Here is a 12,837-nt window from a genome sequence, read left to right as displayed (position 1 = left end):
GGCTCTGTAACCAGGCAGGGTTTCATGCTTTTTTGCGGGCTGGGCCACAACACCCCGCCATTTTTCTGCAACCGATAAAATTTATTGGAACACGCTTCCCTGCTCTGCAAACTGGCGGCAGCGATTCTGTTGCCGCTGGCATAGACTTGATTCCCGCTTCACAGCTTCATGCCCCCTCTTTATCAAAGGTCGCGAAAAAGCGATGTGACAGTACGACTACAGGAGAGTAGATTGCGCCCATATATGGACAAAAAATAAACAGCACGCTATTGCAGAAGCCAGGGATCTTTTGGCAGACAGGCGCGAACGGAGGAACAAGGATGTTTAATTGCAGAGAAAACAGGGAACAGGATAGGCGGGCGCCAGAACGGACGTGGCAGTTATCAAGGCTGGCTACGCCACAAAAGCCGACGTCAGCGAGGCGAAGCAGAGCATTATTTTATGAATCGTCAGCACCCTTGTCCTGGCGCTGCTTCTGCCGCCGCTGATCAAATTTGCCCTGTAGCGGCGCATGCTTGCGCTTTAATAAGCGCAAAGCCTGAAAACTGGGCGCGCCCCGGCGGCTGTCGCCCGCTCAGCACGGCGCGCTACTCGCCGCCGGAGCCGTTTATCCACGGCATCCAGCAATTCGCCAGCGTACAACCCCGGCATTATTCAGTCTTTTACAGGCTGACGTGCTACACCTGCATATTCATCACTTCAGAGTAGGCGTTAACCAGCTTGTTACGTACCTGAATGCCCATCTGCATAGAGACAGAAGCTTTCTGCATATCGACCATGACATCGTTCAGGTTGATGCCCGGCTTGCCCAGCTCAAAATCCTGCGCCTGAGTGCGCGCTTCAGTCTGCGTATCGCTGATTTTGTTCAGCGCTTCTTTCATTGCGTCGGCGAAGTCCGCGTGACTGGTGGCGTCGGTGCGCTGACCTGATGCCTGAATCGCTGCGGTCTGCAGCTGCTGCATTACGCTCTCAATACCCTGAATTGCCATGATTTGCCTCGGTTAAAAAATGGGGGTGATTTTTGCTGTCTGAAAACTTACCACAATGTCAATAAGACAAAGCCCGTAAATAAGAGCAAAAGTCATAGCTTATCCGCCCATCGAATTTTCCAATTCAGAAAATAATGGCACCCCATAAGAGGTGGATTAATTTTGTTTAGCCAGCACATCAGGGAGTCAGATTTGTTACGACACTACACGAAACAGTCCGGTCAACTGTCAGGCGGGAAAGAGTCATGAATGCAACTGTCACGCAGGATCAACCAGAGAAGAAAGGGTTAACCGACCTTTTCGCTCGTTTAAAGGCAAATCCTCGCATCCCGATTATCATCGCTGCGGCGGCTGCCGTTGCCATTGTTATCGCCATGGTGCTGTGGGCCAAACAGCCTGAGTATCGCGTGCTTTATAACAATCTCAGCGATGAAGATGGCGGCGCCATCGTTACTCAGCTGACCCAGATGAACATCCCCTATCAGTTTGATGATAAGGGCGGTGCGCTGATGGTGCCGGCAGAGAAGGTGCACGAGCTGCGCCTGCGTCTCGCCCAGCAGGGCTTGCCGAAAGGCGGCGCGGTCGGCTTCGAGCTGCTGGATCAGGAAAAATTTGGTATCAGCCAGTTCAGCGAGCAGGTTAACTACCAGCGCGCGCTGGAAGGCGAACTCTCCCGCACCATCGAAACACTGGGCCCGGTGAAGAACGTTCGCGTCCATCTGGCTATGCCGAAACCGTCGCTGTTTGTACGCGAGCAGAAAGCGCCAACCGCGTCAGTGACCCTGACGCTGCAGCCAGGCCGCGCGCTGGACCAGGGGCAGATTAGCGCCATCGTCCATATGGTTTCCAGCAGCGTCGCCGGCCTGCCGCCAGGCAACGTAACCGTGGTTGACCAGGCCGGTCATCTGCTGACGCAGTCCGATAACGCCGACCGTGCGCTTAACGACGCGCAGCTGAAATACGCCACCGATGTGGAAACCCGCTACCAGCAGCGTATCGAAGCGATCCTGAACCCTATTGTGGGTAACGGCAACGTACACGCTCAGGTTACGGCGCAGATTGATTTTAACGCTCGTGAACAGACCGACGAGAAGTATCAGCCTAATACCGATCCTTCTAAACAGGCGATTCGTTCACGGCAGAGCAGCAACAGCGAACAGAACGGCGGCCAGTCAGGCGGCGTGCCCGGCGCGCTCTCTAACCAGCCTGCTCCGGCTAACACCGGCCCGATTACCACGCCAGCGGCGAACGCGGCGACCGGGGCAAATGGGGCTAACGGCGCCAACGGTGCGGCGACGAATAACGCGACGGCGAACCAGAACAGCAGCACCGTCAAAACCGGGCCGACCAATAGCCGTAACGACGACACCACTAACTACGAAGTAGACCGCACCATCCTGCATACCAAGATGAATGTGGGCGAAGTACAGCGTCTCTCGGTAGCGGTAGTGGTGAACTATAAAACCGACGCGGCCGGCAAGCCGGTAGCGCTGACCGACGCGCAGCTGAAGCAGATCGACAACCTGACGCGTGAAGCGATGGGCTACTCGGAGCAGCGCGGCGACACGCTGAACGTGGTGAACTCGCAGTTCAACGATACGGTTGAAACCGGTGGCGACCTGCCATTCTGGCAGCAGCAGTCCTTTATCGAGCAGATGATGGAAGCCGGACGCTGGTTGCTGGTGCTGATTGTGGCCTGGATCCTTTACCGCAAGCTGGTTCGTCCACAGCTGCAGCGTAAAGCGGCGCAGGAGAAAGCGATGGCGGAAGCCGTCCAGGTCAGAGCGGGCAGCGACGACGAAGCCGTCTCCGTGAAGCTGTCGAAAGACGAGCTTGATCAAGAACGTAAGTCTCAGCACCGCATGAGTGCTGAGGTAATGAGCCAGCGTATTCGTGAGATGTCGGAAAACGACCCACGCGTGGTGGCTCTGGTCATTCGCCAGTGGATGAAGGACGAACTATGAGTCTCACCGGTACCGAAAAAAGCGCCATTCTGATGATGACGATTGGCGAAGACCGCGCGGCCGAGGTGTTTAAACACCTTGGCGCCCGCGAAGTGCAGCACCTGAGCGCCGCCATCTCTAACATGCGCCAGGTTTCTCACAAGCAGCTGACCGAAGTGCTGCGCGAGTTCGAAGGCGACGCCGAACAGTTTGCGGCGCTGAGCGTTAACTCTAACGACTATCTGCGTACCGTGCTGACGAAAGCGCTGGGCGAAGAGCGCGCCGCCAGCCTGCTGGAAGATATTCTGGAGACGCGCGAAACCACTACGGGCATGGAAACGCTCAACTTTATGGAACCGCAGGCGGCTGCCGACCTGATCCGCGACGAACATCCGCAGATCATCGCTACCATCATGGTTCATCTGAAGCGTTCTCAGGCGGCGGATATCCTGGCGCAGTTCGACGAGCGTTTGCGTCACGACGTAATGCTGCGTATCGCTACCTTCGGCGGCGTACAGCCGGCGGCGCTGGCGGAACTGACCGAAGTACTGAACGGCCTGCTCGACGGCCAGAACCTCAAGCGTGCGAAGATGGGCGGCGTGAGAACCGCAGCGGAAATCATCAACCTGATGAAAACGCAGCAGGAAGAAGCGGTTATCGAAGCCGTACGCGACTTCGACGGCGAGCTGGCGCAGAAGATCATCGACGAGATGTTCCTGTTCGAAAACCTGGTGGAAGTCGACGACCGCAGCATCCAGCGCCTGCTGCAGGAAGTGGAATCGGAATCGCTGCTGGTGGCACTGAAAGGCTCCGAACAGCCGCTGCGCGAGAAGTTCCTGCGCAACATGTCGCAGCGCGCGGCAGATATCCTGCGCGACGACCTGGCGAACCGCGGCCCGATGCGTATGTCGGCGGTGGAAAGCGAACAGAAAGCAATCCTGCTTATCGTTCGTCGCCTGGCGGAAAGCGGCGAGATGGTGATTGGCGGTGGCGAGGAACAGTATGTCTGATAAATCTTCGCTGCCCTGGCAGCGCTGGCAGCCCAACGATCTTGGGATGCCGAACAAGCCGCTGATGGCCTCGTTCGACGAGCCGGAAGCGCCGCTGGTTGACCTGCCAGAAGATCCTTTCGGTCAGCAGCCGTCCGAGCTGGAGCTGATGCAGAGCCAGGCGCGCAGCGAAGCGCAGAGCCAGGGCTACGCCGAAGGTCACCAGCAGGGCTTCAGCGAAGGGCAGAAAGCGGGCTTCGACGCCGGTTTTCAGCAGGGTCTGGCGGAGGCGCAGCAGCAGCAGGCGCCGCTGCAGGCTCGCATGCAGCAGCTGGTTTCCGAGTTTTCCCATACGCTGGAAGCGCTGGACAGCGTGATTGCTGCACGCCTGATGCAGCTGGCGCTGGAGGCGGCGCGTCAGGTGATCGGCCAGGCGCCGCACGTCGACGGCACCGCCCTGCTCCGCCAGATTCAGGGCATGATCCAACAGGAGCCGATGTTCAGCGGCAAGCCAACCCTGCGCGTCCATGCCGACGATCTGCAGCGCGTTGAGCAGACGCTGGGCGCGACGCTAAGCCTGCACGGCTGGCGTCTGGTGGCCGACAATACTATCCATCCCGGCGGCTGCAAAGTCAGCGCCGAAGATGGCGATTTAGACGCCAGCATCGCTACCCGCTGGCATGAACTCTGCCGCCTTGCCGCGCCGGGAGAACTGTAATGACCACCACCACTCGCCTTTCGCGCTGGCTTGGCGCGCTTGACTCCTTCGAACAGCGTCTGGCCAATGTGCCGGACGTTCGCCGCTATGGCCGTCTGACCCGCGCCACCGGCCTGGTGCTGGAGGCGACCGGCCTGCAGCTGCCGCTGGGTGCCACCTGCGTAATTGAGCGTATGGACGGCAACGGCGTCAGCGAAGTCGAAAGCGAAGTGGTCGGCTTCAACGGCCAGAAACTTTTTCTGATGCCGCTGGAAGAAGTGGAAGGCATTCTGCCGGGCGCGCGCGTTTACGCTCGCGTTGCGGGCGACAGCCAGCACAGCGGCAAACAGCTGATGCTCGGCCCGGAGCTGCTTGGCCGCGTACTTGACGGCAGCGGCCGACCGCTGGACGGTCTGCCTTCGCCGGAAACCGGCTACCGCGCGCCGCTGATTACCCCGCCGTTCAACCCGCTGCAGCGCACCCCGATCACCGACGTGCTGGATACCGGCGTGCGGGCGATTAACGCGCTGCTGACCGTAGGTCGCGGCCAGCGTATGGGGCTGTTTGCCGGTTCCGGCGTCGGGAAAAGCGTGCTGCTGGGCATGATGGCGCGCTACACCAAAGCTGACGTCATCGTGGTTGGCCTGATCGGCGAGCGCGGACGCGAAGTTAAAGATTTTATCGAAAATATTCTCGGCGCCGAAGGCCGCGCGCGTTCGGTGGTTATCGCCGCGCCTGCGGATGTTTCTCCGCTGCTGCGTATGCAGGGCGCGGCCTACGCGACCCGTATCGCAGAAGATTTCCGCGATCGCGGCCAGCACGTGCTGCTGATTATGGACTCCCTGACCCGTTACGCGATGGCGCAGCGTGAAATCGCGCTGGCGATCGGCGAGCCGCCTGCCACCAAAGGCTATCCGCCATCCGTATTCGCCAAACTGCCTGCGCTGGTGGAGCGCGCCGGTAACGGTATCGACGGCGGTGGCTCTATCACTGCCTTTTACACCGTGTTGACCGAAGGCGATGACCAACAGGATCCCATTGCGGACTCCGCTCGCGCCATTCTGGACGGCCATATCGTGCTGTCGCGCCGTCTGGCGGAGTCGGGCCACTACCCGGCGATCGATATTGAAGCTTCGATCAGCCGCGTAATGTCGCACCTGATCGACGACACGCACTACGCGCGGGTACGCCAGTTCAAGCAGCTGCTCTCCAGCTATCAGCGCAACCGCGATCTGGTCAGCGTGGGCGCCTACGCGGCAGGCAGCGATCCGATGCTCGACAAGGCGATCAAACTCTACCCGGAACTGGAAACCTTCCTGCAGCAGGGCATGTTTGAGCGCAGCACCTTTGACGACGCCTGTCTGCATCTGCAGGCGATTTTTGGTTAAGGGGTGACCGATGGCAAAACACGCATCGCCGATTGAAACCCTGTGCGGCCTGGCGCAGAAAGATTTGGAAAAGGCCGCCATTCAGCTGGGCGACGTTCGCCGCGGCCAGAAACAGGCCGACGAACAGCTGCATATGCTGCTGAACTACCAGGACGAATACCGCAAAACGCTGAACAACACCATGGCGGAAGGCATTAACAGCACCCGCTGGTACAACTACCACCAGTTTATCGAGACGCTGGAAAAGGCGATCGAACAGCATCGCCAGCAGCTGGCGCACTGGAACAGTCGGGTAGAGAACGCATTGCGTCTGTGGCGCGACAAGCAGCAGCGGCTTCACGCCTATGAAACGCTGCAGGCACGCGCGGCAGCTACCGCATTACTACAGGAAAACCGTCTCGATCAGAAACGGATGGATGAATTTGCCCAACGGGCATCATTGAGGAAAGGCGAATGATTACTTTGCCACTGGTTAACACGGCGGCTTCTGGCGCCACTGCAGCCACAAAAGGCGCGGCGGCCGACAGCGCCGATATCGGCGCCGACGCGCTGGCTTCCACAGGCGCGACCGACGATGCGCAGACCGGTAGCGCAGGCTTTTTGACGCTGCTCGGCAACAGGTTATTAACGCTGGCGCAGCAGGGACAAACCGCGCTGCCCGCAGCGACGACCGCCGCCGCCGTAGATGATAAAGACGCCGCGACGCCGAAAAGCAAACTCAACGCGCTGCTTGCCGCGCTGGATAAGCCGGAAACGCTGAACGCGCTGCTGCAGCCGGCTAAAACCTCAGGCCAGGTAAAGAGCGGTGAACTCGCCGAAACTGATGAGAACAGCGACAGCGCCGTTGCGCCGTTGAGCAGCAGCGATACGCAGGCGCTTCAGGCGCTGTTCGCCATGCTGCCGCCAACTCAGCAACCGTCAACGCCTCTTGCCGTTAAGGCGCAGGAAGGGACTGAAAGCGCGATTAAAGGCGGCAACGCCAACGCTACTCTGGCTTCGCTGTTAGCGAACGCTAACCCGCAAACCAACGCCAGCGCCAATGCCAGCGGCGATGAAAAAGCCAAAGGCGACGATAAAGGCAGCCTGATTCCTGGCAGCAATGCGCTGAATTCAACCAGCGCCGCAGCCACACAGAAGAGCGATATCAGCACCGCCACGCTGAATAGCGTCTTCCAGCAGGCGCTGGGCCAGGTAGCGAAGGAAAACGATAAAGATAATTCAAGTTCCAACGCGCAGACGACGATAACGCCTTCAGTTGTCAGCGCCGCTTCCGCTGCCGTCACGCCAGCCGCTTCTTCGCTGGTCACCGCGCCGGCCACGCCGCAGCTGAGCTCCCAGCTGGGCAGCCCGGAATGGCAGCAGGCACTCGGCCAGCAGATTGTGATGTTTAACCGCAACGGCCAGCAGACCGCCGAGCTGCGTCTGCATCCGCTGGATCTGGGCAGTATTCAAATCAGCCTGAAGCTGGACAGCGATCAGGCGCAGCTGAGCATGGTTTCCAACCATAGCCAGGTGCGCGCCGCGCTGGAAGCGGCTATGCCGCAGCTGAGGGAAGCGCTGGCGCAGAACGGCATCAACCTGGGACAGACCAGCGTCAGCAGCGACGCGTTCCAGCAGGGTCAGGGCTTCAATGGCCAGCAGGAACAGCAGCACAACAACAGCCGTGGCAACACTTTTAGCATGACGGCGGAAAATGACGGCGACGTCACGCCGATTGCCGTTCCTGCCTCACTGCAGGCGCGCGCAGCGGGCAGCAATGCCGTCGATATTTTCGCCTGACGATCACAAACGCCAAAGCTAACGGCAAAACCCGCGTCTTTTCGCCCTATTGTTTGGCCATCGATGCGGGATAATCTTGCCCATAACGTCGTCAGAGAGCGGATTACCGCCTCTTGAAAATACTCACAGGAATCATCGCCCGTATGACTGATAAGAAAGCCAAAAGCGGCAAACGTAAACTCTGGATTATTCTGATAGCGCTGGTGGTACTGGCGGCTGGCGGCGTAGGAGGTTATCTGGTCTGGCATAAAATGCACGGGTCTGCCGAAACGGCGAAAGCCGAAAAGCCTGAGCCGCCGCCAGCACCGGTCTTTATGGCGCTGGATACTTTTACGGTTAACCTGGCTAACGCGGAAAACGATCCCGATCGCGTGCTCTACGTCGGCTTCACGCTGCGCCTGCCCGATCAGGAAACGCTGCAGCGGGTAACCGATTATCTGCCGGAAGTGCGCAGCCGTCTGCTGCTGCTGCTCTCTAACCAGAACGCCGCGTCGCTGGGAACGGAACAGGGCAAGCAGGAACTGGTAAAGCAGATTAAAGCCACGCTCGCGCCGCCGCTGGTGCCGGGACAACCTGCGCAAAAGGTGACGGACGTTCTGTTCACCGCCTTTATCCTGAGGTAAGGCAAATGGGCGACAGTATTCTCTCACAGGCGGAAATCGACGCGCTGCTCAACGGCGACAGCGACAGCGCGGCGGAAGAAAACGTCAACAGCGCGGGCGACAGCGATATTCGCCCTTACGATCCCAACACCCAGCGTCGCATGGTTCGCGAACGTCTGCAGGCGCTGGAGATCATTAACGAACGCTTTGCGCGTTCTTACAGGATGGCGCTGTTTAACCTGCTGCGCCGCAGCCCGGATATTACGGTAGGCGCGATTAAAATTCAGCCTTACCACGAGTTCGCCCGCAACCTGCCGGTGCCGACGAACCTGAACCTGATTCATCTGAAGCCGCTGCGCGGCACCGCGCTGGTGGTCTTCTCGCCAAGCCTGGTGTTTATCGCCGTGGATAACCTGTTCGGCGGCGACGGTCGCTTCCCGACTAAAGTGGAAGGCCGCGAGTTTACCGCTACCGAACAGCGCGTGATCCGCAAGATGCTGAAGCTGGCGCTGGAAGGCTACAGCGAAGCGTGGAAACCGATTTATCCGCTGGATGTGGAGTATGTTCGCTCCGAGATGCAGGTAAAGTTTACTAATATTACTACTTCACCTAACGATATCGTGATTACCACGCCGTTTCAGGTGGAGATTGGCAACCTGATTGGCGAGTTCAATATCTGCATTCCGTTCAGCATGATTGAACCGCTGCGCGAAACCCTGGTCAATCCGCCGCTGGAGAACTCGCGGCAGGAAGATCACAACTGGCGCGAAACGCTGGTCAAGCAGGTGCAGCACTCCGAACTGGAGCTGATTGCGAACTTTGCCGACGTTTCGATGCGGATTTCGCGCCTGCTGGCCCTGAAGCCCGGCGACGTATTACCGATTGAAAAACCGGATCGCATTATCGCTCATGTCGATGGCGTGCCGGTATTAACCAGCCAGTACGGCACCCTGAACGGGCAGTACGCGCTGCGTGTGGAACATTTGATTAACCCGATTTTGAACTCGATGAATGAGGAACAGCCCCATGAGTGACACCAACAAGCCGTCCGTTGACGACCTCTCTGCGGACGACCTTTGGGCTGACGCGCTGAACGAGCAGTCAAACGCTACCAGCCCCGCGTCTGAAGGGGTGTTCAAATCTCTGGAAAGCAACGATATCGCCGGCTCGCTGCAGGATATCGACCTGATTATGGATATCCCGGTCAAGCTGACCGTGGAGCTGGGCCGCACCAAGATGACCATCAAAGAGCTGCTGCGCCTGACGCAGGGTTCGGTGGTGGCGCTGGAAGGTCTGGCCGGCGAGCCGCTGGATATTCTGATCAACGGCTATCTGATCGCCCAGGGCGAAGTGGTCGTGGTCGCCGACAAATATGGCGTGCGCATCACTGACATTATTACGCCGTCTGAGCGTATGCGTCGACTGAGCCGCTAATGACTAACGCCAGCCAGCCCGTAGAGCAGCCGGTCAGCGAGGCTCAGCCTCAGCAAGCGACGGCGCAGCCGGTTAGCGAAGGCCAGCCGCAGCAGCCCGCGGCCAGCGCGATCCAGACGCAGCAGCCGACGTTTGCGCCGGTTAAAACCGGCCAGACGCAGCAGCCTGCGGCCCAGCCGGTGGTGTCGACCGGCTCGGTGCTGACTCAGGTCAGCAGCGTGCTGGCGGTGATTATTCTGTTGATTCTGGCCTGCGCCTGGCTGACCAAACGTTTGGGCTTCGCGCCGAAAACGGGCAAGCGCGGCCAGCGAGATTTATCCATCAGCGCCAGCTGCCAGGTTGGGCAGCGCGAACGCGTGGTGATTGTCGACGTGCAGGATGCCCGGCTGGTGCTGGGCGTTACCGCACAGCAGATTACTCATCTGCATACCCTGCCGCCAGCGCCGGCGCAGGAAAATCCGGAAGAGCCGCAGCCCGCTGGCGATTTCCGTCAGGTTTTAGAGCTTATTAAACGCGCCGGAAAACCAAAATGAAACGCATTCTTCCCCTGCTGGCGCTGCTGTTGCTGCTGGCGCCCGACGTTCACGCCCAGTTGCCGGGCCTGATTAGCCGTCCTACGGCGAACGGCGGCCAGAGCTGGTCGCTACCGGTGCAGACGCTGGTCTTTATTACCTCGTTGACCTTTCTGCCCGCTATTTTGCTGATGATGACCAGCTTCACGCGCATCATTATCGTTTTCGGCCTGCTGCGTAACGCGCTGGGCACGCCGTCCGCGCCGCCGAATCAGGTGCTGCTCGGTCTTTCGCTGTTTCTGACCTTTTTTATTATGAGTCCGGTGTTCGACAAGATGTATCAGGACGCCTATCTGCCGTTCAGCGAAGACAAGATCAGCATGCAGGAAGCGATGGATAAAGGCGCGCAGCCGCTGCGTGAATTTATGCTGCGTCAGACTCGCGAAGCGGATCTGGCCCTGTTTGCTCGCCTGGCCAACACGCCGCCGTTGCAGGGGCCGGAAGCGGTGCCGATGCGCATTCTGCTGCCCGCCTATGTGACCAGCGAACTGAAAACCGCTTTCCAGATTGGCTTTACCGTATTTATTCCGTTTCTGATTATTGACCTGGTGGTCGCCAGCGTGCTGATGGCGCTGGGGATGATGATGGTGCCGCCGGCGACCATTGCGCTGCCCTTCAAGCTGATGCTGTTCGTGCTGGTGGATGGCTGGCAGCTGCTGATTAGCTCGCTGGCGCAAAGTTTCTATTCCTAGTGCGGGCGGTTCAGCCGCCCCGTTAATCACGTTACGACAGTGCAACCCTTACTTTTCCCGGAGTTAAAATGACGCCTGAATCGGTTATGTCAATTGGTCACGATGCGCTGCACGTCGCGCTGATCCTGGCCGCTCCCCTGCTGCTCGCGGCGCTGTTCAGCGGCCTGCTGATCAGCCTGCTGCAGGCGGCAACCCAGATCAACGAACAGACGCTCTCATTTATTCCTAAAATCCTCGCTGTGGTCGCGACTATTGTGGTGGCCGGCCCGTGGATGTTGAGCCTGGTGCTGGACTATATGCGCACCCTGTTTACCAACCTGCCTAATATGATCGGCTAAATGATTAACTTCGACAGCAGTCAGCTGGTGCTCTGGATGGGGCAACTTTTCTGGCCTCTCGCCCGCGTGCTGGCGTTAATCATGACCGCGCCGATCCTCAGCGAAAAATCGATCGGTAAAAAGGTAAAGCTGGGTCTGGGGCTGATGATCACCTATGTGCTGATCCCGACGCTGCCGCCAGTTACTGTGACCTTATTCTCATTTAGCGGCTTCTGGCTGCTGATTCAGCAGATTCTTATAGGCGTGGCTATAGGTTTTACGATGCAATTTGCCTTTGCGGCGGTGAGAACCGCAGGCGAAGTGATTGGTTTGCAGATGGGCATCTCTTTCGCCACCTTCTTCGATCCTGCCAGCCGCCTGAATATGCCGGTACTGGCCCGTTTTCTGGATATGCTGGCGATGCTGCTGTTTTTATCCTTTAACGGCCATCTCTGGCTGATTTCCATGGTGGCGGACAGCTTTCATACGCTGCCGATCGGTGGAGAGTTAGTCAATGGCAACGCTTTCCTGGCGCTGACAAAAGCGGCCAGTTTGATTTTCCTTAATGGAATGCGATTAGCGTTACCCCTGATAACGCTGCTGCTCATCATTAACCTGGCACTGGGTTTGTTAAACCGTGTTACACCTCAGCTGTCGGTTTTCGCTATTGGTTTCCCCATCACCTTATCAATCGGTTTGGTTTTTATGAGTCTGATGATGCCGCTACTGGCCCCATTCTGCGAGCATCTCTTTAGCGAAGTGTTTGATTTACTCTCACAGATCCTCAGCGAACTTCCTGTCAAATAAACTTAAGCGTTTATTACTCTATTAAGTCCACCCAATGTTGCATTGTTAAGCGCGTAAGATGTTTTTGTGCATTTTTCAAACCACCCACACCAGAATAGTCTTAAGGAAAATCTGATAAATCGCTTCACCCAATGAAAATTATTCTTATTAAAAGCCAGTTAGCGTATTTTGTTTAACGAAACGGATGCAATGTTGCTTAAATGTTAAGCATCGGAGTGAATAAAAACCTCTGTTTTAACTGGAAATTTTATTTTTTGCCGTTATTCTTGTAGCAAATCGCATTTTCGGGCGGCATCAGCAGCCTGAACAGCAGCACACATTCGCGTAATGAATGTTTTTTAGGATTCGTCCTATCAGGTTTTTCTGCGTTCTGCGCGATAGTGGCAACGTTCACAAAGCAGTGCGGCATACATCTGACAGATTCTCCATCTGTATCGGGATGTTTTACCGCGTTGGTCTTGCGTTTATTGCCAAAGTAAACGGTTACATCGAGCATAGTCAGGTTGGTCATCACGCTGGCTGACCAGATGCTGAGTACAATAATAAAATTGAAAACAGAACATATTACTCTCGTAACTTACACAACGCGTAATTCATCGTTAGTTTAAACGAATAACAATTTGGTGAG

At 57.5% G+C, this 12,837-nt stretch carries 15 protein-coding genes; 13 read left to right on the top strand and 2 right to left on the bottom strand.

Features of this window, described 5'->3' with window-relative positions:
* Nucleotides 1-677: 677 nt before the first annotated feature.
* Complete coding sequence (fliE, locus tag MKZ79_RS02105; protein ID WP_336139772.1) at nucleotides 678-989, bottom strand: flagellar hook-basal body complex protein FliE; 312 nt, start codon at nucleotides 987-989, stop codon at nucleotides 678-680.
* Nucleotides 990-1,234: 245 nt separating this feature from the next.
* On the opposite strand from fliE, the gene fliF reads away from it, so the two are divergent.
* The 13 genes from fliF to fliR all read left to right on the top strand — a co-directional run bounded on the left by fliF (nucleotide 1,235) and on the right by fliR (nucleotide 12,209).
* Nucleotides 1,235-2,953 carry a flagellar basal-body MS-ring/collar protein FliF gene (gene fliF / locus MKZ79_RS02100; RefSeq protein ID WP_336139770.1) on the top strand — a complete coding sequence of 573 codons (1,719 nt, stop codon included), beginning with the start codon at nucleotides 1,235-1,237 and terminating at the stop codon, nucleotides 2,951-2,953.
* On the top strand, nucleotides 2,950-3,942 hold the full coding sequence (gene fliG, locus MKZ79_RS02095; RefSeq protein WP_336139768.1) for a flagellar motor switch protein FliG: 993 nt from the start codon (nucleotides 2,950-2,952) through the stop codon (nucleotides 3,940-3,942). The genes fliF and fliG overlap by 4 nt, the downstream gene beginning before the upstream one ends.
* Nucleotides 3,935-4,639, top strand: a complete 705-nt coding sequence (gene fliH / locus MKZ79_RS02090; RefSeq protein ID WP_336139766.1) for a flagellar assembly protein FliH — start codon at nucleotides 3,935-3,937, stop codon at nucleotides 4,637-4,639. Before fliG ends, fliH begins: the two co-directional genes overlap by 8 nt.
* Nucleotides 4,639-6,006, top strand: coding sequence for a flagellar protein export ATPase FliI (gene fliI / locus MKZ79_RS02085; protein ID WP_336139764.1), 1,368 nt, complete (start codon nucleotides 4,639-4,641; stop codon nucleotides 6,004-6,006). Before fliH ends, fliI begins: the two co-directional genes overlap by 1 nt.
* Nucleotides 6,007-6,016: 10 nt before the next feature.
* Nucleotides 6,017-6,463 carry a flagellar export protein FliJ gene (gene fliJ, locus MKZ79_RS02080; RefSeq protein WP_336139762.1) on the top strand — a complete coding sequence of 149 codons (447 nt, stop codon included), beginning with the start codon at nucleotides 6,017-6,019 and terminating at the stop codon, nucleotides 6,461-6,463.
* Nucleotides 6,460-7,785, top strand: coding sequence for a flagellar hook-length control protein FliK (locus MKZ79_RS02075; RefSeq protein ID WP_336139759.1), 1,326 nt, complete (start codon nucleotides 6,460-6,462; stop codon nucleotides 7,783-7,785). Before fliJ ends, MKZ79_RS02075 begins: the two co-directional genes overlap by 4 nt.
* 143 nt (nucleotides 7,786-7,928) lie before the next feature.
* Nucleotides 7,929-8,408, top strand: a complete 480-nt coding sequence (fliL, locus tag MKZ79_RS02070; RefSeq protein ID WP_336139757.1) for a flagellar basal body-associated protein FliL — start codon at nucleotides 7,929-7,931, stop codon at nucleotides 8,406-8,408.
* 5 nt (nucleotides 8,409-8,413) lie between these two features.
* Nucleotides 8,414-9,421, top strand: a complete 1,008-nt coding sequence (gene fliM, locus MKZ79_RS02065; protein WP_336139755.1) for a flagellar motor switch protein FliM — start codon at nucleotides 8,414-8,416, stop codon at nucleotides 9,419-9,421.
* On the top strand, nucleotides 9,414-9,821 hold the full coding sequence (fliN, locus tag MKZ79_RS02060; RefSeq protein WP_336139753.1) for a flagellar motor switch protein FliN: 408 nt from the start codon (nucleotides 9,414-9,416) through the stop codon (nucleotides 9,819-9,821). The genes fliM and fliN overlap by 8 nt, the downstream gene beginning before the upstream one ends.
* A complete protein-coding gene (fliO, locus tag MKZ79_RS02055) occupies nucleotides 9,821-10,354 on the top strand; it encodes a flagellar biosynthetic protein FliO (RefSeq protein WP_442897115.1) in 534 nt (177 codons plus the stop codon). Before fliN ends, fliO begins: the two co-directional genes overlap by 1 nt.
* Nucleotides 10,351-11,085 (top strand): flagellar type III secretion system pore protein FliP, encoded by a 735-nt coding sequence (gene fliP, locus MKZ79_RS02050; RefSeq protein WP_336139751.1) that lies wholly within the window; start codon nucleotides 10,351-10,353, stop codon nucleotides 11,083-11,085. Before fliO ends, fliP begins: the two co-directional genes overlap by 4 nt.
* A gap of 68 nt (nucleotides 11,086-11,153) precedes the next feature.
* Nucleotides 11,154-11,423, top strand: coding sequence for a flagellar biosynthesis protein FliQ (gene fliQ / locus MKZ79_RS02045; protein WP_336139749.1), 270 nt, complete (start codon nucleotides 11,154-11,156; stop codon nucleotides 11,421-11,423).
* On the top strand, nucleotides 11,424-12,209 hold the full coding sequence (fliR, locus tag MKZ79_RS02040) for a flagellar biosynthetic protein FliR (RefSeq protein ID WP_336139747.1): 786 nt from the start codon (nucleotides 11,424-11,426) through the stop codon (nucleotides 12,207-12,209).
* A gap of 247 nt (nucleotides 12,210-12,456) precedes the next feature.
* Here fliR and MKZ79_RS02035 read toward each other — a convergent pair whose 3' ends face one another.
* Nucleotides 12,457-12,720: a hypothetical protein gene (locus MKZ79_RS02035; protein ID WP_336139746.1), complete on the bottom strand. Its 264-nt coding sequence runs from the start codon at nucleotides 12,718-12,720 to the stop codon at nucleotides 12,457-12,459.
* Between the last annotated feature and the right edge of the window lie 117 nt (nucleotides 12,721-12,837).

Origin of the sequence: Erwinia sp. CGal63, assembly GCF_037026505.1 — a bacterium.
Classification (GTDB): Bacteria; Pseudomonadota; Gammaproteobacteria; order Enterobacterales; family Enterobacteriaceae; genus Erwinia.
Note: the sequence above shows the minus strand (reverse complement) of the source record. Positions and strands in the feature narration are given on the sequence as shown.